Below are 20,769 nucleotides of genomic sequence, written 5' to 3'. Positions count from 1 at the left end.
CGGTGCATGTGGAAGCCCGCTCCCACATTGGTTGTTCCCACATTTTTACCGCGTCGGGCCTCAGGTGGCGTCGGCGTGGCTGACCAGCCCCTTGATCACCACTGCCGCAGTGGCCAGCGCAGCGGGAATCACCAACGCGGTGAGCACCTGTTCGAAGTTCCAGCCCAGGCCCAGCAGCGTGGCGCCCATCCAGGCCCCCAGGATGGCGCCGAAGCGACCAATGCCAAGCATCCACGACACACCGGTGGCGCGACCCTGGGTGGGGTAGAAACGTGCCGCCAGGGAGGGCATCGCCGATTGCGCGCCGTTGACGCACATCCCGGCGATCAGCACCAGCGTCGCCAGCAGCGTGATGTTGCCCAGGCTCTGTCCCACCGCGTAGGCAAACACCCCGGCCAGCAGGTAGAAAGTGCCGATAACCTTGTGGGGATTGAAGCGATCCATCGCCCAGCCCACACCGACCGCGCTCAACACGCCACCGAACTGGAACAGCGCACCGATGAACGCGGCCTGCTCCAGGCTCGCGCCACTGTCACGCATCAGGGTCGGCAGCCAGCTGGTCAGCAGGTACACGATGACCAGGCCCATGAAATAAGTCAGCCACAGCAGCAAGGTGCCGGCGCTGTAGGTACCGGAGAAAATCACCGCGAACACATTGCGAGCCTTGACGGTTTTTTGCTCGGGCACGCTGAAGCTGGTGGCCTGGGCAACGATGCCGGGCTCGATGGGCGACAGGGTTTTGCGCACCTTGTCCGTGCCCCGGTTGCGCACCACCAGGTAACGCGCCGACTCCGGCAGCCACAGCATCAGGACCACCACCAATATCAGCGGGAGGATCCCACCGATCATCAACAGCGCATGCCAGCCGAACGCCGGGATCAGCTTGGCCGAAATAAACCCGCCACCGGCCATGCCCAGGTTGAAACCACAAAACATGCTGGTGACCAACAGCGACTTGTGCCGTTCAGGCGTGTATTCGGACAGCAGCGTGGTGGCATTCGGCATGCCGGCGCCCAGGCCCAGCCCGGTGAGGAAACGCAGCACCAGCAGCTGGTCGACGTTGCTGCTGTAGGCTGACGCCAGGCTGAAGGCACCGAACACCAGCACCGCGCCCACCAGCACGACTTTGCGGCCAAAACGGTCGGCCAGCGGGCCGGAACCCAGGGCACCGAACACCATGCCGATCAATGCGGCACTCATCACCGGGCCGAGGCTTGCGCGGTCGATGCCCCAGTCCTGGGACAGGGCCGGCGCAATAAAGCCCATGGCGGCGGTGTCGAGGCCATCGAGGAAAACGATCAGGAAACACAGGATCACCACGCGCCACTGATAGCGCGACAGTGGCTGGGCGTTGATAAAGGACTGCACGTCCAGGGGAGTACCGACAGAAGGCTGATTCATTATTTTTATTTCCACACCGGGGGCGGGCTGACGACCTGCGGCCATCGTTGTTATGGAGCACTCTGGGAGCGCTGCCGCACATTAATAAGCCGGGGGAAACACCGTCAATTCATCAGACCGGGATCTGTGCGATCACCGAACACTTAGGCAAACAGCTGCGCGCTCAACTCACGGCTGGCACTGAGCATGCTCGGCAGGAATCGCTGCTCCAGCTCGCTGCGGCTGACCCGGGCCGCGTGGGTGCTGACGTTGAGCGCCGCCAGCACCTGGCCGGACGCGTCATACACCGGCACCGCAATGGACCGCAGCCCCTGCTCCAATTCCTGATCGACGATGCACCAACCCTGCTGTCGCACTTGCTGCAAGCATTCGAACAAGGCCTGGGGCGTGGTGAGGGTGCGGCTGGTCTTGGTTTGCAGGTCGGCATGGTCGAGGTAGTCCTGCAGCGAAGCGTCATCCAGTGCCGCCAACAGGATGCGGCCCATGGACGTGCAATACGCCGGCAGCCGGCCACCGACCGACAGGTCCACGGAAATCAGGCGCTGAGTGGTGGCCGAACGGGCGATGTAGAGGATGTCGTCGCCTTCGAGGGTAGCCATGTTGCAGGCTTCGTGCAGTTGCTCGCTCATGCGGTCCAGATAGGGCTGGGCCGACACCGCCAGGGGTGTGGACGACAAATAGGCATGACCCAGGGTCAGGACCTTGGGCAGCAGTGAGTAAGTACGTCCGTCGGTGGTGGCGTAGCCGAGTTTGATCAGGGTGTGCAGGCATCGGCGCACGGCGGCGCGGGGGATTTCCGTACGGTGACTGATCTGGGCAATGGTCAGGTGACGCTTGCGCTCCTGGAACGCCTGCACCACGGCAAGGCCCCGGGCCAGGGAGGTCATGAAGTCCGGATCGCCGGTAAGGGCCTGGATGCGCTTGGCCGGGGAGGCAACGATCGGGGGCGCCACTGACGCGAAGGAGTTGCGCAATTGATCGTTCATCTCGGGATCCTTTCTCTTGTTTTTGACCACTGGGAGGGTTGGCGGCTATTACAAGCCGCGCCTGTCGGGATGCACAAGACGGCATCGGCAACATTGTGCGATTATCGGACAGCCATTCGATTATCGCAATTTTGACACGCACTATCGTGCTGCCCCCTTAAAGTGGAAGTTTGCTGTAATGCGCTTGGATGCCCGTAAGATTCATGGCGCCAGAAACTCAACAAGTTCCGACGCTGTCGTGTAACAAAACGCTCACACAAAGTGGGCAGTTTTTAACTTCAGAGTGATAGTTTTATTCGAATGCATCGTTATACTACGGCCTGTATGGCGTTCAGCGCTGCTCATACCGGGATCGGACTTCGCCACTCCTGCACACACCGTGCACAGCAGTTCGCAAGTATCTGTCCGGAAGGACAGCCGGCAAGAGTCACCGCCCGGCCTGTTTCAAACTTGAAGGGTTCAATTTGAAATACCTCGCGGTCGGTATTCAGGAATAACGCTCTACTGTCATGACCCTCAACTTAATTAGGTAATACTGTGACGAAAGATGAACTGCGCGCGGAACTTGAGCGCCAGGAGCAACGTTACAAGGATGTTTACGGCGGAGAAGTCACCACTTACGCCGCCCAACCGGAACCTGAACGCAAACCCTGGCGCAAACGAGCCAGCCTGCTCGATCAGGCCTTCGCTCAGGAAATCCAGAAGATTGAACAGGAACTCAAGGCCGACGAGCCCTGAGCCCTTCGGTTCGAGCCCTTGGTCAAGCCTCGGTAGCTGGCTTATGGCTAGCAGTCGGAAAGCTTGCCTCTCTCGGTCAGCGGTGAAATTTCATACAAATGTTTCAGACTTGACGTTTTGATGACAAAACGCCCTGCCACTCGGCCCAGGCTTTATAAATCAAAGACTTGTCAAAGCCCCGTAAACCCTGGGATGCATGGGATTCCCAAGTTTTTTTTCATTGAAGATTGTTACCGATGAGCAGCTAGTGCATCGATTACCAAGGTTTTCTGGCATAATCGCGCCCCCTTACGACCGGGTCAGAAAACCTTCATGATCGATTTATTCAGCGGACTGGATGCTTGGGTTCTAGTGAGCCTGTTGCTCGCCCTGGCCTTTGTCCTCGCCTTCGAGTTCATCAATGGCTTTCATGACACCGCTAACGCGGTGGCCACAGTCATCTACACCAAAGCCATGCCACCTCACCTGGCCGTGTTCTTCTCCGGGGTGTTCAACTTCCTCGGCGTGCTGCTCGGCGGTGTGGGTGTCGCCTACGCCATCGTGCACTTGCTGCCGGTGGAGTTGCTGATCAATGTGAACACCGGCCACGGCCTGGCCATGGTCTTCTCGTTGCTGGCAGCCGCCATCACCTGGAACCTGGGGACCTGGTACTTCGGTATTCCCGCTTCCAGCTCCCATACCCTGATCGGTTCGATCCTCGGCGTCGGTCTGGCCAACGCCCTGATCAACGACATTCCCCTGGCGGACGGGGTGAACTGGCAGAAAGCGATCGATATCGGCGCCTCCCTGGTGTTCTCGCCAATGGCGGGCTTCCTGGTCGCCGCACTGGTGCTGATCGGCCTCAAATGGTGGCGCCCGCTGTCCAAGATGCACAAAACCCCGGACCAGCGCCGCAAGCTCGACGACAAGAAGCACCCGCCCTTCTGGAACCGCCTGGTCCTGGTGATTTCCGCCATGGCCGTGAGTTTCGTGCACGGTTCCAACGACGGCCAGAAGGGTATCGGCCTGATCATGCTGGTGCTGATCGGCATCGTTCCGGCGCAATTCGTACTCGACCTGGGCAGCACCACTTACCAGATCGAACGCACCCGCGACGCCACCGTGCACCTGAGCCAGTTCTATCAGCGCAATAACGCGACCCTCGGCGAGTTCCTGGCCTTGGGCAAAAGCGTGAAAGACGACCTGCCCGGCAAGTTCCAGTGCAACCCGCAGCAGACCGAGCCAACCATCAATGCGCTGGTCAGCACCCTCAAAGGTGTTTCCGACTATCACTCGCTGACCGCCGAACACCGTATCGAAGTGCGCCGTTACTTGCTGTGCCTGGACGACACCGCGAAGAAAGTCGGCAAGTTGCCGGGCCTGGATGCGCGTGAGAAGTCCGACCTCGACAAGTTGCGCAAGGACCTGACCGCCACCACCGAATACGCCCCGTTCTGGGTGATCCTCGCCGTGGCACTGGCTTTGGGCCTGGGCACCATGGTCGGCTGGAAACGCGTGGTACTGACCATTGGTGAAAAGATCGGCAAGCAGGGCATGACCTATGCCCAGGGCATGTCGGCCCAGATCACCACCGCCAGCATGATCGGCCTGGCCAACATCTTCAGCCTGCCGGTGTCCACCACCCACGTACTGTCCTCGGGCGTGGCCGGCACCATGGTCGCCAACAAGAGCGGCCTGCAAGGCGGCACCGTGAAGACCATCCTGATGGCCTGGGTACTCACCCTGCCCGCCACCGTGGGCCTGTCGGCCGGGTTGTTCTGGCTGGCGTCCAAGGCGCTGGGCAGTTGATAAAACGCCCGCAATAAAAAAGGTGCGATCCGCGAGGTTCGCACCTTTTTTTATTGCCTGACTTTAAATCCGTCAAGGTCCAATTGTGGGAGCCGGGCTTGCCCGCGATTGCACGGTGCCAGCCAAAACATCATCGACTGACACTCCACTATCGCGGGCAAGCCCGGCTCCCACAGTTGATCTTCGTTTGTTAAATAGCAGGCAAAAAAAAGGGCGACCGAAGTCGCCCAAAATGCCTTGCGTGCCCCTGTATCCGAAGCGACTCAGCGCTTGTTGCGCTTATTCGCGTCTCTCCAGATAAAAATTCCAAACCCTGCAAAAAACATCACCATGAGGCTGACCGTCAGCACTCCGGCGAAGACCACATTGTCGAAAAACATGATCGGCCTCCTGCACTTGCCCTGTTGCGATAGGGCTAAGTTAATGGAGAACGCGGTTTGAAAAATTGACGGGGATCAATGTCGCCCGCAAAGGGGCGTAAAGAAAGGCAACTGCTGACCTGCATCAAGAGATGCAAGTCGCTTCAACGCTTTTTCGGTTTGTTCTTCGACTTTTTCTTGCTTTTGCCCAGCGGCATCGCCTGCTCAAACGCCTGGCGTACTTCATTCAAACGTTTGTCGTTGAGGTCGTGAATACGTTTGGCACGCTCGGCATTCAGGTCGATCAGCTTGTCATCATCACTCATGGCTTGGCTTACGTCGTGGCGGGATTGGCTCAATAATGCGGCCTCTCCTACGTTACGGCAAATTCAGCGCGCGACAAACGGCAGGTCATCGCCCAAAATCGCCATGTCTCCAGGTTCGATAGAAGCACGCTGATGGCACTGCACAACAACCTTCCCCCGCTGTTGGCCCTGCGCGCCTTTGAAGCCGTGGCGCGGCACTTGAGCTTTATCAAGGCGGCGAATGAATTGTCGGTAACCCAGAGCGCCTTGAGTCACCAGGTGCAAAAGCTCGAACAGTACCTGGGTAAACCCTTATTTATCCGACGCACCCGTGCCATTGATCTGACGACAGACGGTCAACACTATTACGACGAGATCCGCCCCGCCCTGGACGCCATCGCCGCCGCCACCCGAACCCAACGGGAAACGCCCAGCGCCACGGTGCTGCGCATCGGTCTGCTCGCCTCCTTTGCCACGCTATGGTTGGCACCGCGACTGGCGGGGTTTCTCAGCCGCTACCCGCATATCCAGGTGGAGCTGTTACCGGCGATTCAACTGGCGAACGTCGCTGCCGCCGAGGTCGACCTGGCTATCCGCTATGGCAAGGGAGACTGGCCCGACGTACAGGCCACACGACTGATGGCAGAAATCATCTCTCCCGTATGCAGCCCAGGGTTCAAGGCCAGCCAATTGCACAACGGCCCGCTGTTGATGGCCACCTCGCACCGCCCTTTCGAGTGGACGGATTGGTCTGCCCACTATCAGGTCGATCTGGAACGCCACCCTCGGGTGATGCTGCACGACTACAACATCGTGGTCGAAGCCGCCGTGGCCGGCCAAGGCATCGCCATGGGCCGCCACCATTTGATCGAACGCCGGCTCCAGGACGGCAGCCTGGTGGAAGCCTTCGATTGGCCGCCGTTTCACAGCGATATCGGCTACTGGCTGATCGCCCCTCAAGCACCGATCAGCGAAGCGGCGCGGTGCTTCAGCGACTGGCTGAAGGACGCCTGCGCCGACGCGTGAGTTTTTTCGATACGTCGTGTGAGATCTATCCGTTTGTCGCTCCATCGCACGACCGCCATGCTGAAACCTCGTCAACCCTGAGGATTTCGCCATGAGTACTTCCATCCGCCAACGTGTACAAGGCCTCGGCCTGAGCTTGCCAACACCCAGCCAGCCGATCGCCAACTACATCAACCACGTGATCAGCCAGAACCAGCTGTTCATCTCCGGGCAAATCCCGTTGATCGACGGCAAGCCTGCCTTTATCGGTCGGCTGGGCGAATCCCTCAGCGATGCCGAAGGCGCCCAGGCCGCCGAGCTCGCGGCGCTGGGTCTGTTGGGGCAATTGAGCCACGCACTCGGGGATGACCTGTCGCGGCTGGTCCGCACCGTGCGCCTGGGCGTATTCATCGCCAGCAGCGGTGACTTCAAGCAACAGAGCGTCGTGGCCAATGGCGCCTCGAATCTGCTGGTCAACGCCCTCGGCGACCAGGGCCGTCATGTGCGCACCGCCGTTGGGGTGTCCAGCCTGCCCGCCGGCGTAGCGGTGGAGGTTGACGCGATTTTCGAGCTGCAGCCGTGAGCCCGCTGGAAGTCCAGCATCTGCGGGACGACACGCCTGGCTGCCAGTCCGGCATCGTGCACTTCAACCATGCCGGTGCGTCCCTGCCCAGCCAGGCGACCCTCGACGCAGTCACCGAGCAACTGCAACGCGAAGCCCGCGACGGCCCGATGGAGGCCGGCGAACACGGCGCGGTGCTGGTGGAAAAAGCCCGACGCGCTGCCGGACAACTGCTCAACGCGCCGGCGTCTTCGATTGCCTTTGCCAGCAGTGGTTCGAGCGCCTGGAGCCTGGCGTTCCAGGCGCTGGGGCGGTGGCAGCCTGGCGACCGAATTCTGGTCGGGCGTCACGAATGGGGCGGCAACCTGGCCAGCATGGAACTGGCGGTGCAAGCCGGGGCCCGCGTGGAAGTCATCCCGTGTGATGACAGCGGCGCGGTCTGCCCGATTGCGCTGGAGGCGATGATCGATGACCACGTCAAACTGATCGACCTCACCTGGCTGCCGGCCAATGGCGGCCTGATCAACCCGGCCCAGGCCATCGGCGAAGTAGCCCGGCGTCACGGCATCCCCTACTTCATCGATGCCGGGCAGGCCGTCGGCCAGATACCGGTGGATGTCAAGGCGCTGCACTGCGATGTGCTCAAGTCGGCAGGCCGCAAACACCTGCGCGGGCCACGGGGCACGGCGTTGCTGTATGTGCGGCCGGAGTTCCTGCACCGCCTTGAGCCGGCCCAGCGCGATGTGTTTTCGGCGCCCTGGAATGCCCAGGGTTTCGACCTGCGCAACGACGCCCGGCGCTTTGAAACCAGCGAAGCGTCCCTCGCCCTGCTGGCCGGCCTGGGGAATGCCTTGCAAGAGATGAATCGACTGGGTATCGAGCGGGCATGGCAGCGGGTTGCCCAGACCAGCGAACGGATTCGTACAGCCCTGCGTCAGATCCCGGGCATCAGCCTGCATGATTTGGGAACGACCCACTCAGGCCTGATCGCCTTCAACCTGGCCGGTTGGGAGGCCTTCGAGCTCAAGCGGCGACTGGGATTGAAGCGGATCAATATCGGCGCCAACGGCGTGGCGTATACCCCGCTGGATATGCAGGCACGGGGTCTGAACAGCATTGCGCGGATTTCCGTCAGCCCGCTCAACACCGATGACGACATCGAGCTGTTGCTGGCGGCCCTGCGGGAGTTGCGCGACTAGGCTTTTCGTACAGCGCCTAGACTTCGACGTCCACCCACAAGCCCTGGCGCGGTGCGTCTTCGATCAGCGGCACCACGGGCACAGTGTTGTCGGCGTTAAGCTCGTTGCCAGGGATCGCCAGGTGCTGCTCCGGGTCTTCGTCGGCTTCGCGCCGGCGCTTTTGTTGCTCCTGCTGACGACGCTGTTCTTCGCGCAACAGAAAGGTCGACTGCTCGGCATCGCCCTTTTTCAGGTCGATGGTGCTTTCGTTGGAACCCGGCTGCACTGGCACCACGGGCGGTATATCCGGCTTCTGGCGCACCGGGTCAAGTTGTGACGTGACCGGCACAACGTTGACGGGCAGCATGGGTGGCAACATAAGGTTAATTCTCCTGGTCAACAGGCTGTCGGCGGGGCGCAGGCTGACTTGAGCGCCCGCTCGCCAACCTGTGACCCAGTCGACACTCGCAAGTGCCCGCCACCCGTCGATTCGGCTTCCGAAGCTTCACCCAAACGGAGTAGTTTTTGTCAGAGTCCTTTGGCTGGGGGGCTTGTTCCGTTAAGATAGTCGGCTTTTTCACGGCGGGAGTCAGGCAGCATGGCGCAGCAGTATCAACCGGGGCAACGCTGGATTAGTGACAGCGAAGCAGAGCTGGGGTTAGGCACCGTTCTGGCACAGGACGGCCGCTTGTTGACCGTGCTCTATCCGGCCACTGGCGACACCCGCCAGTATGCGCTACGGAATGCGCCCCTCACCCGCGTGAGGTTTTCGCCGGGTGACTCCATCACCCATTTCGAAGGCTGGAAGATGACCGTGCAGGAAGTCGACGACGTCGACGGCCTGCTGGTTTACCACGGCCTCAACGGGCAGAACGAACAGGTCACCCTGCCGGAAACCCAACTGTCCAACTTCATCCAGTTCCGCCTGGCCAGCGACCGCCTGTTCGCCGGGCAGATCGACCCGCTGGCCTGGTTCTCGCTGCGCTACCACACCCTGGAACACACCAGCCGCCAATTGCAGTCGTCGTTGTGGGGCTTGGGTGGCGTACGTGCGCAACCGATTGCCCACCAATTGCACATTGCCCGTGAAGTCGCCGACCGTATCGCGCCACGGGTATTGCTGGCCGACGAAGTGGGCCTGGGCAAGACCATCGAAGCCGGCCTGGTGATCCATCGCCAACTGCTCTCGGGCCGCGCCAGCCGCGTGCTGATCCTGGTGCCGGAAAACCTGCAGCACCAGTGGCTGGTGGAAATGCGCCGCCGCTTCAACCTGCAAGTAGCGCTGTTCGACGAAGAGCGCTTTATCGAAAGCGATGCCACCAACCCGTTCGAAGACACCCAGCTCGCGCTCGTGGCCCTGGAGTGGCTGGTGGATGACGAAAAGGCCCAGGATGCGCTGTTCGCCGCCGGTTGGGACTTGATGGTGGTCGACGAAGCCCACCACCTGGTCTGGCATGAAGACAAGGTCAGCCCGGAATACGCGCTGGTCGAGCAACTGGCCGAGGTCATTCCTGGCGTGTTGCTGCTCACCGCCACCCCGGAACAACTGGGCCAGGACAGCCACTTCGCACGCCTGCGCCTGCTGGACCCGAACCGCTTCCACGACCTCGCCGCCTTCCGCGCCGAGAGCGAGAACTACCGCCCGGTGGCCGAAGCCGTGCAGGAACTGCTGGACAAGGGCCGTCTGTCACCGGCCGCCCACCAGACCATCCAGGGTTTCCTCGGCAACGAAGGCGAAGCGCTGCTGACCGCCGTCAACGATGGCGACACCGAAGCCAGCGCCCGCCTGGTGCGTGAACTGCTCGACCGCCACGGCACCGGCCGCGTGCTGTTCCGCAACACCCGCGCCGCGGTGCAGGGCTTCCCGGAGCGCAAACTGCACGCCTACCCGCTGCCGAACCCGGACGAATACCTTGAACTGCCGCTGGGCGAACACGCCGAGCTGTACCCGGAAGTCAGCTTCCAGTCGCAGCCGGACATCGAGGAAGAAAACCGCTGGTGGCGCTTCGACCCGCGCGTCGAGTGGCTGATCGACCAGCTGAAAATGCTCAAGCGCACCAAAGTGCTGGTGATCTGCGCCCATGCCGAAACCGCCATGGACCTGGAAGACGCCCTGCGCGTGCGCTCCGGCATTCCGGCCACGGTGTTCCACGAGGGCATGAACATTCTCGAACGTGACCGCGCCGCCGCCTACTTCGCTGACGAAGAGTTCGGCGCCCAGGTGCTGATCTGCTCCGAGATCGGCAGTGAAGGCCGCAACTTCCAGTTCTCCCACCACCTGGTGCTGTTCGACCTGCCGTCCCACCCCGACCTGCTGGAACAGCGGATCGGCCGTCTGGACCGGATCGGCCAGAAGCATGTGATCGAACTGCACGTACCGTACCTGGAAACCAGCCCGCAGGAGCGTCTGTTCCAGTGGTACCACGAGGCACTCAACGCGTTTCTCAACACCTGCCCGACCGGTAACGCCCTGCAGCATCAGTTCGGCCCGCGCCTGCTGCCGTTGCTGGAAAACGCCGACGACGGCGAGTGGCAAGCCCTGATCGATGAAGCCCGTGCCGAGCGCGAGCGTCTGGAAGAAGAGCTGCACACCGGCCGCGACCGCCTGCTGGAGCTGAACTCCGGCGGCGCCGGCGAAGGCGATGCGCTGGTGGAAGCCATCCTGGAGCAAGACGATCAATTCGCCCTGCCGATCTATATGGAAACCCTGTTCGACGCGTTCGGCATCGACAGCGAAGACCATTCGGAAAACGCGCTGATCCTCAAGCCCAGCGAAAAAATGCTCGACGCCAGCTTCCCCCTGGGCGACGACGAAGGCGTGACCATCACCTACGACCGCGACCAGGCGCTGTCGCGCGAAGACATGCAGTTCATCACCTGGGAACACCCGATGGTGCAAGGTGGCATGGACCTCGTGCTGTCCGGCTCCATGGGCAACACCGCCGTGGCGCTGATCAAGAACAAAGCGCTCAAGCCGGGCACCGTATTGCTGGAGCTGCTTTACGTCAGTGAAGTAGTCGCGCCGCGCTCGTTGCAATTAGGCCGTTACCTGCCACCGGCGGCCTTGCGCTGCCTGCTGGACACCAATGGCAACGACCTGTCGAGCCGCGTGTCGTTCGTGACCCTCAACGACCAGCTGGAAGGCGTACCGCGGGCCAGCGCCAACAAGTTCGTCCAGGCCCAGCGCGACCAGCTGACGCCACGGATCAACGCCGGCGAAGCGAAGATCACCCCGCAACATGCCGAGCGCGTCGCCGAAGCGAAACGCCGCCTGGCCGCAGACACCGACGAAGAACTGGCACGCCTGACCGCGTTGCAAGCGGTCAACCCGACCGTGCGTGACAGTGAACTGGTCGCGCTGCGCAACCAGCGTGAGCAAGGTTTGGCGATGCTGGATAAAGCGGCTTTGCGTCTGGAAGCGATTCGGGTATTGGTCGCAGGTTGATCGCTGCTTGAAAAAAGGCCCGCGCAATGCGGGCCTTTGTTAGTGGCTTTCAGGGCCTCATCGCGGGCAAGCCCGGCTCCCACATTTGGAATGCAATCCCCTGTGGGAGCTGGCTTGCCTGCGATGAAGCCATCTCGGTCTCAGGCTGTTGCCACCGCAGCCGGCACCTCCACTGCGCCCAACCCCTCCTTCATCTTCCTGGCATCCCGCACAAAGCTGCGCGACGCCTGGAACAGAAACAACAGGGTCAAAAACAGCGCCACCGGAATCAGGTACATGGCGTCATGCAGCCCCACCGCCTTGTACGCCTCGGTCATCTGTTCTGCCCCCGCCGCATACATAGCCGAATGGGCAAAATGGTCGGACAAGCCACCGACCACAATCGGCCCCATGCCCCCACCCAGCAAATACAGCCCGGCAAAAAACAGTGCCATCGCCGTGGCCCGCAGGCGCGGCTCGACCACATCCTGGATCGCGGTGTACACGCAGGTGTAGAAGTTATAGGCAAACAGCCAGCCCACACTGAACAGCGCCACGAATACGCCAATCTCGATACGCCCGGCGTGCAGCGCCCAGGCCGTGGTGACGGTGGAGATGACCAGGCTGAACGCGGCGAACAACAGCCGACCATTGGCGACGCGCTGATGGATCTTGTCGGCGATCCAGCCGCCCAGGGTCAGGCCGACCAAGCCGGTCACGCCGACAATCACCCCGGTGGCGACGGCGGCATCCTGCAGCGGCAGCAGGAAATAGCGTTGCAACATCGGCACCAGGAACGAGTTACAGGCGTAGGTGGCAAAGTTGAAACACAGCCCGGCCAGCACCAACCAGAGAAAGGTCGGCACCGCCAGCACGCGACGAATCGGGCGGTCGACGCGTTCCTGGGAGACGTGCACGGTTTCCGCCGCGCCGCGTTTGGGCTCCTTGATGTAGAACATGAACACCGCGAGGATCAACCCCGGCACGGCGGCGATGAAAAACGGGGCACGCCAACTGTCGAACGCCTTGACCATCGCGCCGATGGTAAAAAACGCCAGCAGCAGCCCCAAGGGCAGGCCCAGCATGAAAATCCCCATGGCCCGGGCCCGACGGTGCGCGGGAAACAGGTCGCCGATCAACGAGTTGGCCGCCGGTGCATAGCTGGCCTCACCGATCCCGATGCCCATGCGCACCAGCAAAAAAGTCCAGAAACTGCCGACCATGCCGTTGACTGCCGTCAGGCCGCTCCAGGCGAACAGCCCCCAACCCATCAGCTTGCTGCGCGAGCCGGTATCGGCCAGGCGCCCGAGGGGCAGGCCGGCGATGGCGTAGATGATGGTGAAGGCAGTGCCGATGATGCCGAGCTGGAAGTCGCTCAAGTGCCATTCCATGCGAATGGGCTCAATGATGATCGCCGGAATGGTGCGATCGAAGAAGTTGAACAGGTTGGCGAGGAACAGCAGGAACAGAATGCGCCAGGCATTCGTCGCTTGGGTCGAGTTCTGCATGGGTCCGTCTCTTTTATTGTTATGAGTGCAGCGATGCCCGATGCATCCTGCCCAGGTGTCTGCAACATAATCAGGCGGGCGCCGGTTGTCTGTAATGATTCGTAAAGCTGATAGTGCGTAATTTCAGGCGGCGTAACGGGATTTTTCCGACTAAAAATATAAGTGCGCCCCCCTCTTCCAAACGGCCATGGCGCGATTAGAATGGCGAGCCTCGCCGTACACCCCTCTTACCTTTCTTAATGATGACGCCCATGTCCGAAGCCAGTCCGTGTCTGAATTGCGGTGCCTGCTGTTCATACTTTCGTGTGTCTTTCTTCTGGGGGGAGTGCATCTCGTCGGGCGGCACCGTGCCCGATGACCTGGTGGTGCAGATCAACCCCACACGCGTGGCGATGATCGGTACCGATCAGAAACCCGCGCGCTGCTGCAGCCTTGAAGGCGAAGTGGGCAAAGCCACCAGCTGTTCAATTTATGAGCAACGCTCCAGTCCGTGTCGCGAATTCGACGCCTCGTGGAGCCAGGGCGAACAGAACGTCGATTGCGATGCCGCCCGCGCCGCCTTTGGCCTGGCACCGCTGCAAGCCCCCGTCGCAGACAGCCTGCCCATCAGCGCTTAGCATCAAACGCTATGGGCTGAATGCCAAAATCGTTGAGAGCAATGTGCCATTATCCATGGCGAATCCCGCGAGGCTTCTATACTCGACGTCATAGGTCATCGCCGTAGGCCGTGACGTAAAGACGCTATGACGGGACATGCTATGGAATGGCTTGGTCTGCATTTTTTTACCGACCTTCCAGACAGCGGGCACTTATTACTCAATTGCAGTCATAACCCCTTTCTGGTGCTACTGGCGTACCTGGTCGCTTGCGCGGCGGGCTTCGGCACGCTGGACATGGCCGAGCGCGTCGGCCATGTCGAAGACCCCACCGCCCGCCGACACTGGCGCTGGTTGGGCGCCGGCTGCCTGGCCGGCGGCATCTGGTCGACCCATTTCATCAGCATGCTGGCGTTCCAGGCACCGATCGCCATTCATTACGAATTGATCACCACGTTCGCCTCGCTGCTGATCGCCCTGATCGCTTCGCTGTTCGCCATGCAGACCCTCAGCCATGCCACTCTGCGTTTCTGGCAGTACCTGCTGGCATCCGTGTGGATGGGCATCGGTATCGCGCTGATGCATTACGTCGGCATGTCGGCCATGCGCTCTCAGGCCCAGGTGTATTTCGAGACGAGCCTGTTTCTGGCCTCGGTGGGCATTGCCATCGGCGCGAGCCTGGCGGCACTCCTGCTGTCGAGTTACCTGCGCAACGGCGCCGGCGTGTTTCACCAACTGCTCAAATACGCCGCCAGCCTGGTGCTGGGCGCCGGCATCCTGAGCATGCACTTCACGGGCATGGCCGCCATGCAAATGCTGGTGCCCGCCGGCGCGGACCTGTCGCTGCCGCTGGACAACAACCCGATCCAGCTCGGCCTGTCGGTGGCGGTGATTACCCTGCTGGTGATCGGCAGCAGCATCAGCGCGGCGCTGGCGGACAAAAAACTGCAGCACAAGGAGCGCGATCTGCGCCGGGTCAACGCCCTGCTCAGCGAACTGGACCAGGCCCGGGCCTCATTGCAACAGGTGGCGCATTACGATGCGTTGACCAGCCTGCTCAACCGGCGGGGTTTCAACCAGATCTTCGCGGAAAAACTCGCCGAAAAAACCGCATCCCACGGGATGATGGCAGTGATCTTCCTCGATATCGACCACTTCAAGCGTATCAATGACAGCCTCGGGCATGACGCCGGCGACCAACTGCTCGCGGTCCTGGCGGGGCATATCAAAGGTTCGATACGCAGCCATGAAGACGTGGTTGCGCGGTTTGGCGGCGACGAGTTCTGCATCCTGATCAGCATCCATCACCGCGACGAAGCACGACACCTGGCCCAGCGCATCATGCAGAAGATGAAAGACCCAGTGGAACTGGCCGGGCGGCGCATGGTGATGACCACCAGCATCGGCATCAGCCTGTTTCCCGATGACGGCCTGACCTGCGAAGAGCTGCTGAAAACCGCTGACCTGGCGCTGTACCAATCCAAGGACGCCGGACGCAACAGCCTGAATTTCTTCAGTTCCAACCTGAAAACCCGCGCCTTCCTCGAACTGCAACTGGAAGAAGAATTGCGCGCGGCCCTGCGCTCGCGCAACGAACTGGTGCTGTTCTACCAGCCCATTTTTGATATGAAATCCGGCAAGGTCACACGCCTGGAAGCCCTGGTGCGCTGGCAGCATCCGCAACACGGCCTGCTGGCGCCCGACCGGTTTATCGGCATCGCCGAAAGCAACGGCCTGATCGCCGAACTCGATCACTGGGTGCTGCGCCAGGCCTGTCACGACTTGAGTCGGCTATCGGACCGGGGTTACACCGAATTGACCATGGCCGTGAACTGCTCGGCCTTGAACCTGGCGCGCGACGAGCTGGCCGATGAAATCGAAGACGCCCTGCGCTTCAGCGGCATCGCCGCCAACCGCCTGGAACTGGAAGTCACCGAAAATGCGCTGATGGGCAATATCAGCAGCACCCTGGCCCTGCTGCGGCAGATCCGTGCGCTGGGCGTGTCGCTGGCCATCGACGACTTCGGCACGGGCTACTCATCCCTCGCCTACCTCAAGCGACTGCCCCTCAACACCCTGAAGATCGACCGTTCGTTCATTCAGGACATTCCCAAGTCCACCGCCGACATCGAGATCGTCCAGGCCATCATCGGCATGGCCCACACCCTGCACCTGCAAGTGGTGACCGAAGGGGTGGAAACCCAGGCCCAGTTCGAACTGCTGCTCAAGCACGACTGTGACTTCGTACAGGGCTACCTGCTGAGCCCGGCGGTCCCCGCCAGCGATGTGATCGGCGTGATCCAGGGCATCGAAATGCGCAACCCGCTCTACCCCTTCAGCGTGGCCGGCAGCAAGGACGCGCCCGCCCCCAAAGACCCTGCCCCGAGCCGTCCCGGCCCTACCTCGGTCGTCAGGCCAATTCGCTGACGTCGAATCTTTGGCATTTCGCCATCATTTGCCTAAAGAACGCCGACGAACGGCCGATTCATCGGAGTCCGGCTTAGGAATCCCCCTACACCACAGGGGTTTCACCCAATCGCCTCGGACCCAGACGCACTGTAAAGTCGCGAACTTTCATCCCGTGATGGCTTTTTGATACTTACTTGCCATCCGCTCAGGTACATGGCGCACAATGACTTCTAAAAATAACTCTGCCACCGTGGTATCCGACGCGTTGCCGACAGCTCCTGCGGACAAACCCTCAGGTTCAAAGTCATTGAGCAGTGCCCGTCCGCTGGCCACCCAGCAGTACCTTTATTTCACTGAGACCAACACCGACCGCATCCTCGACAACCTCGACGGTTTGCGCAGCATGGTGTTCCCGCGTCCGCCCCAGCCGGACGCCGACGGTGCCCCGCGCAACGAGCAGGAGTTTCCTTCGGTGTGCCTGATCGGCCTGGGTCGCTGCGGTTCGAACATCGCGCTGGACGTGGCGGAGTTGGTGTACAACGCCCGCAAGTTCTACCTGAACGAATTCAGCAACGAAGACAAATCGCCAGACAAGGGTTACAGCCCGGCCCAGTGGATTCGCAACAACCTGCGACTCGGCGGCGGCAAGGCCAGCAAACCGGTGTTCCTGGTGGAGCCGCTGGTCATGCTCGGCGACCTGGACAAGGACATCGCCGGGCGTATCCGCTTCTCGCGCAAGGGCGAAAAAAGCGGCTTTTTGCGCGACTACAGCAAGATGAAAATCATGGATCTGTCGGAAGTCCATGCCGGTGGCGCCGGTAACGCGCCGATTCTCGGCCAGTACCTGGCCAAGATCATCCTCAATAAAGACACTCAGCGTTTTTCCAGCCCTGACTGGAAAATGATCCACTCGTACCTGATCGACTCCTGCGGCATCAAGGCCAACCAGTCGCGTCTGTACTTTTCGATCTTCAGTGCTGGCGGCGGGACCGGCTCAGGCATGGCATCGGAATTCGGCCTGGCCCAGCAGCACTCGTACATGAACAAGACTTTCGACACCAAGCCAGCCGACGAGCACGACAGCAAGAGCGGCCACGCGTTTGTGTTCGAGCCGATCTTCACCAGCGGCATTTGCGTACTGCCGAACATCTCCGATCACCGCAGCGAAATGTCCGAGGCCTTGCACATCAACGCCGGACGGCTGCTCTGCAAATACCTGTCGGAAGAATGGGATTTCTCGTACAACTTCGCCAATGAAGACAGCAGCGAAGCCAGCGTGAAGGGCCGTATCCGCCCATGGAACGCCATGATGCTGATTTCCAACGACATCATGCGGTACGCCGAAGAGAGCGATGACGGCAATATCCAGAACATTGATGTCAATGCCATGGAAAAACACGCCAACCAGTACATCTCTCAGCAGATCTTCAACATCCTCACGGCCCAGGCGGTGACCACCGACTACGACCAGAACTACTTCCGTCGCGCCGGCATCGATATCGGCGAAACCATCCGCCTGGACGCCAACGACCTGTTCATGAGTCTGGCCGGCCCGGTGGCGATTGCCTACGCCGAATCCGTGGTACCGGAAACCCCAACGCCTTCGAGCGACAAGTTCAAGGTATTCGAGAAAGAGCCCCAGCGCCTGAACATCGACGACCTGTTCTTCCGCTCCATCGACCTGCCGCACTTCAACAAGGTCACCCAGGCCATCGAAGGCATCAGCCTGCTGCCGATCGAATCCAAGCGCTACCGCGCGTCGCTGGAGCAATACAAGAATTCCGGCTATGACGCCGCAGCACTGCACGACCTGCATTTCTTCAAAAACTGCTCGTCGGTGGTGTCGATCGTGTCGCTGCCCAAGGACTACAAGCTGTCCTACATGGACCTCAACCGGCTCAAGACTCACCTCAACAGCCTCTTTCCCAACACCACACTCAAGCGCTACGCCCTGGTAATCGGCGCGTCGGCCAACCTGTCGCTGACCACATTGATCGCCAAGAGCCCGTGCCTGTCGGATGACTTCCTGACCCTGATCGTGGCCTTCATCAAGCGCTGCTTCGCACGCACGCCGTACCGCTTCGACGACACCCTGGACAACTCGATCCTGGACTTCATCATCCACGAGGACTTCGACGAGGACCGCATCGACGAATTGCTCAACGAGTTCGAAAACCCGGCGAAAATCCTCGATACCAATTGGTACGCGATCAAACCGATGTACGAGAAGAAGTACCGCGAGCTGATCAATGACAAAGAAAAGTTTGTGTCGATCAACGACATTCGCCTGTCACGGGACTGCGTCAAGAAGTCGATAAAGTACCTGCGCGAGATCTATCGTCATCGCATCGGCAAGACCAAGGTGATTTCGCTGAACAGCCATACCGGCAGGACCGGCTGACCGAGGCGCGTCCATCGCAGGCAAGCCAGCTCCCACACTTGGAATGCAGTTAAAATGTGGGAGCTGGCTTGCCTGCGATGACAGTCTGTATTGCAACAAAAATGTGTTGCCTTGCCACACCACGAAACAATTTCACAACCGTTTAGCCGCCTGACCAACTGTTCCCGTGACGTTTACGTCACCCTGATCTGTGACCTTTCTCTACGGCAAGATGCCATCACCGCACCGGCGGTTACTCCGCTACACACTTGATTGGCGCAAAGACGCGCACCGTTTTGGAGCAAGACATTCTCAGGCCGCCCTTTCCTGGATCAGGATCCAGGGTGAAACCACTACCGCCCACAGGCTCGGATCGCGCTTCACCAGGTCCGTTGCCCGCGTCGCAGACACTTCGCCGAGGCTCCCGGAGGCCAGCCAGGCAGCGACTTTGTCGCGGTTATCCTCGGCCATCGCCTCGGCGGCTTCGATCAAATCCAGGCCCGCGTCGACCCACAATAGGGCACCCTTGGCAAAGAACGGTTCAAGCTCCTTCCAGGATATTTCGGCAGTTTCACCGAGCAGCTTGGCATAGAGGGTGCTAGGTTCTTGCGTCATGGGAATTCACCTTGGGAAAAAAACGGCGCAATCATAACGTCGTGCCTCAGACAGCAAAACCCAAGGCAGAAAAACCCAGTTGCAATTGAGTCATCGATCGAAAGTGTCAGGAAAGCCAAGGATTGCCCGAAACTCTGGCATCACCCCGCCGCAATTCTGTCTTTTTCTTTCATTTAAGCGACATCCCTGGGTTTTGCCCCCAGCAGCCAGCTTTTCAAGCGATCAGCCGGCGCTCTACACTGTACCGGTACAGTTGCCAGGGCACTGCCGGGGGGATATCCGGGATATCCGATCCGGTTCTGCAGCTCACAAGGCCGCTAGAACTATAAAAAAGACAACAGTAAGAGTGGAGCATTATGAATAAGGCTACTAAGCAGATTTCCAAACTGTTTGCCGCGATGGTCCTGGCTGGGGTTGCCGGCCATTCGTTCGCAGCCGACACCATCAAGGTCGGCATCGCCGGGCCTAAAACCGGTCCGGTAACGCAATACGGCGACATGCAATTCATGGGCGCCAAGCAAGCCATCGCCGACATCAATGCCAAGGGCGGCGTCGACGTCAACGGCAAGAAATTCCTGCTTGAAGCCAAGGAATACGACGACGCTTGCGACCCTAAACAAGCGGTTGCCGTCGCGAACAAAGTGGTCAACGACGGCGTCAAGTACGTGGTGGGTCACCTGTGCTCCAGCTCCACTCAGCCAGCGTCCGATATCTATGAAGACGAAGGCGTGATCATGATCACCCCGGCCGCCACCAGCCCGGAAATCACCGCCCGTGGTTACAAGCTGATCTTCCGCACCATCGGTCTGGACAGCGCCCAGGGCCCTGCCGCCGGCAACTACATCGCCGACTTCGTGAAGCCAAAAGTGGTTGCCGTGCTGCACGACAAACAGCAATACGGTGAAGGCATCGCCACCGCGGTCAAACAGACCCTGGAGAAGAAAGGCACCAAGGTTGCCGTCTTCGAAGGCCTGAATGCCGGCGACAAAGACTTCTCCTCGATCATCCAGAAACTCAAGCAAGCCAACGTCGACTTCGTCTACTACGGCGGCTACCACCCTGAGCTGGGCCTGATCCTGCGCCAAGCCAAGGAAAAAGGCCTGAACGCCAAGTTCATGGGCCCGGAAGGCGTCGGCAACGACTCCATCTCCCAGATCGCCCAGGACGCTTCCGAAGGCTTGCTGGTGACCCTGCCGAAGTCCTTCGACACCGACCCTGCCAACAAAGCCATCGTGGATGAGTTCGCCAAGAACAAGCAGGACCCGACCGGTCCGTTCGTGTTCCCGGCCTACTCGGCCATTGAAGTGATCGCCGGCGGTATCACCGCTGCCAAGACCGAAGACACCGCCAAAGTGGCAGCCGCCATCCACGCGGGTACTTTCAAGACCCCTACCGGCGACCTGAGCTTCGACGCCAAGGGCGACCTGAAGGACTTCAAGTTCGTGGTCTACGAATGGCACTTCGGCAAACCTAAAACCGAAGTTTCCCCTCAGTAAGCCAGGCATTTACTGGACA

17 protein-coding genes are annotated in these 20,769 nt (G+C 60.5%); 10 read left to right on the top strand and 7 right to left on the bottom strand.

The window, feature by feature from the left end:
• Positions 1–60: 60 nt before the first annotated feature.
• Complete coding sequence (locus tag ACW9IB_RS15630; RefSeq protein WP_457414356.1) at positions 61–1,401, bottom strand: aromatic acid/H+ symport family MFS transporter; 1,341 nt, start codon at positions 1,399–1,401, stop codon at positions 61–63.
• A gap of 143 nt (positions 1,402–1,544) precedes the next feature.
• Complete coding sequence (gene pcaR, locus ACW9IB_RS15625) at positions 1,545–2,387, bottom strand: pca regulon transcriptional regulator PcaR (protein ID WP_457366478.1); 843 nt, start codon at positions 2,385–2,387, stop codon at positions 1,545–1,547.
• Positions 2,388–2,924: 537 nt separating this feature from the next.
• On the opposite strand from pcaR, the gene ACW9IB_RS15620 reads away from it, so the two are divergent.
• Together ACW9IB_RS15620 and ACW9IB_RS15615 are read left to right on the top strand one after the other, a co-directional pair.
• Complete coding sequence (locus ACW9IB_RS15620; protein WP_457366477.1) at positions 2,925–3,125, top strand: hypothetical protein; 201 nt, start codon at positions 2,925–2,927, stop codon at positions 3,123–3,125.
• Between the two features lie 312 nt (positions 3,126–3,437).
• Entirely contained in the window at positions 3,438–4,913 is a 1,476-nt protein-coding gene (locus ACW9IB_RS15615) for an inorganic phosphate transporter (protein ID WP_457366476.1), read from the top strand.
• Positions 4,914–5,176: 263 nt separating this feature from the next.
• On the opposite strand, the gene ccoM is transcribed toward ACW9IB_RS15615, so the two are convergent.
• Positions 5,177–5,293 (bottom strand): cytochrome c oxidase subunit CcoM, encoded by a 117-nt coding sequence (gene ccoM, locus ACW9IB_RS15610; protein ID WP_457366475.1) that lies wholly within the window; start codon positions 5,291–5,293, stop codon positions 5,177–5,179.
• A 143-nt stretch (positions 5,294–5,436) separates the two neighbouring features.
• Complete coding sequence (locus tag ACW9IB_RS15605; protein WP_457366474.1) at positions 5,437–5,598, bottom strand: hypothetical protein; 162 nt, start codon at positions 5,596–5,598, stop codon at positions 5,437–5,439.
• A gap of 132 nt (positions 5,599–5,730) precedes the next feature.
• Between ACW9IB_RS15605 and ACW9IB_RS15600 the strand changes: the two genes are divergently transcribed.
• From ACW9IB_RS15600 to ACW9IB_RS15590, 3 genes are all read left to right on the top strand, one after another.
• Positions 5,731–6,603: a LysR substrate-binding domain-containing protein gene (locus ACW9IB_RS15600; protein WP_457366473.1), complete on the top strand. Its 873-nt coding sequence runs from the start codon at positions 5,731–5,733 to the stop codon at positions 6,601–6,603.
• Positions 6,604–6,694: 91 nt separating this feature from the next.
• Complete coding sequence (locus ACW9IB_RS15595; RefSeq protein ID WP_457366472.1) at positions 6,695–7,165, top strand: RidA family protein; 471 nt, start codon at positions 6,695–6,697, stop codon at positions 7,163–7,165.
• A complete protein-coding gene (locus ACW9IB_RS15590) occupies positions 7,162–8,343 on the top strand; it encodes an aminotransferase class V-fold PLP-dependent enzyme (RefSeq protein ID WP_457414355.1) in 1,182 nt (393 codons plus the stop codon). The genes ACW9IB_RS15595 and ACW9IB_RS15590 overlap by 4 nt, the downstream gene beginning before the upstream one ends.
• 16 nt (positions 8,344–8,359) lie before the next feature.
• Here the strand turns inward: ACW9IB_RS15590 and ACW9IB_RS15585 are convergent, their stop codons facing one another.
• The gene (locus ACW9IB_RS15585; protein WP_457366470.1) at positions 8,360–8,701 is read right to left on the bottom strand and encodes an aspartate-semialdehyde dehydrogenase; all 342 of its coding nucleotides are present in this window, start codon (positions 8,699–8,701) and stop codon (positions 8,360–8,362) included.
• A gap of 219 nt (positions 8,702–8,920) precedes the next feature.
• On the opposite strand from ACW9IB_RS15585, the gene rapA reads away from it, so the two are divergent.
• Positions 8,921–11,767 (top strand): RNA polymerase-associated protein RapA, encoded by a 2,847-nt coding sequence (rapA, locus tag ACW9IB_RS15580; RefSeq protein WP_457366469.1) that lies wholly within the window; start codon positions 8,921–8,923, stop codon positions 11,765–11,767.
• Between the two features lie 140 nt (positions 11,768–11,907).
• On the opposite strand, the gene ACW9IB_RS15575 is transcribed toward rapA, so the two are convergent.
• Positions 11,908–13,254 carry a spinster family MFS transporter gene (locus ACW9IB_RS15575; protein WP_457414354.1) on the bottom strand — a complete coding sequence of 449 codons (1,347 nt, stop codon included), beginning with the start codon at positions 13,252–13,254 and terminating at the stop codon, positions 11,908–11,910.
• Between the two features lie 251 nt (positions 13,255–13,505).
• On the opposite strand from ACW9IB_RS15575, the gene ACW9IB_RS15570 reads away from it, so the two are divergent.
• The 3 genes from ACW9IB_RS15570 (at position 13,506) to ACW9IB_RS15560 (ending at position 18,660) form a co-directional block, all read left to right on the top strand.
• A complete protein-coding gene (locus tag ACW9IB_RS15570) occupies positions 13,506–13,871 on the top strand; it encodes a YkgJ family cysteine cluster protein (protein ID WP_457366467.1) in 366 nt (121 codons plus the stop codon).
• A 141-nt stretch (positions 13,872–14,012) separates the two neighbouring features.
• Positions 14,013–16,277 (top strand): putative bifunctional diguanylate cyclase/phosphodiesterase, encoded by a 2,265-nt coding sequence (locus ACW9IB_RS15565; RefSeq protein ID WP_457414352.1) that lies wholly within the window; start codon positions 14,013–14,015, stop codon positions 16,275–16,277.
• Positions 16,278–16,482: 205 nt separating this feature from the next.
• Positions 16,483–18,660, top strand: coding sequence for a hypothetical protein (locus ACW9IB_RS15560; RefSeq protein ID WP_457414351.1), 2,178 nt, complete (start codon positions 16,483–16,485; stop codon positions 18,658–18,660).
• 291 nt (positions 18,661–18,951) lie between these two features.
• Here ACW9IB_RS15560 and ACW9IB_RS15555 read toward each other — a convergent pair whose 3' ends face one another.
• Positions 18,952–19,254, bottom strand: a complete 303-nt coding sequence (locus ACW9IB_RS15555; protein WP_457414350.1) for a DUF2288 domain-containing protein — start codon at positions 19,252–19,254, stop codon at positions 18,952–18,954.
• Positions 19,255–19,610: 356 nt separating this feature from the next.
• Here ACW9IB_RS15555 and ACW9IB_RS15550 point away from each other — a divergent pair, with 356 nt between their 5' ends.
• Positions 19,611–20,750 carry a branched-chain amino acid ABC transporter substrate-binding protein gene (locus ACW9IB_RS15550; protein ID WP_457366463.1) on the top strand — a complete coding sequence of 380 codons (1,140 nt, stop codon included), beginning with the start codon at positions 19,611–19,613 and terminating at the stop codon, positions 20,748–20,750.
• Positions 20,751–20,769: the final 19 nt, after the last annotated feature.

The organism is Pseudomonas sp. SDO524_S393, assembly GCF_054071875.1.
This window is presented reverse-complemented; position numbering and strand designations above follow the sequence as displayed.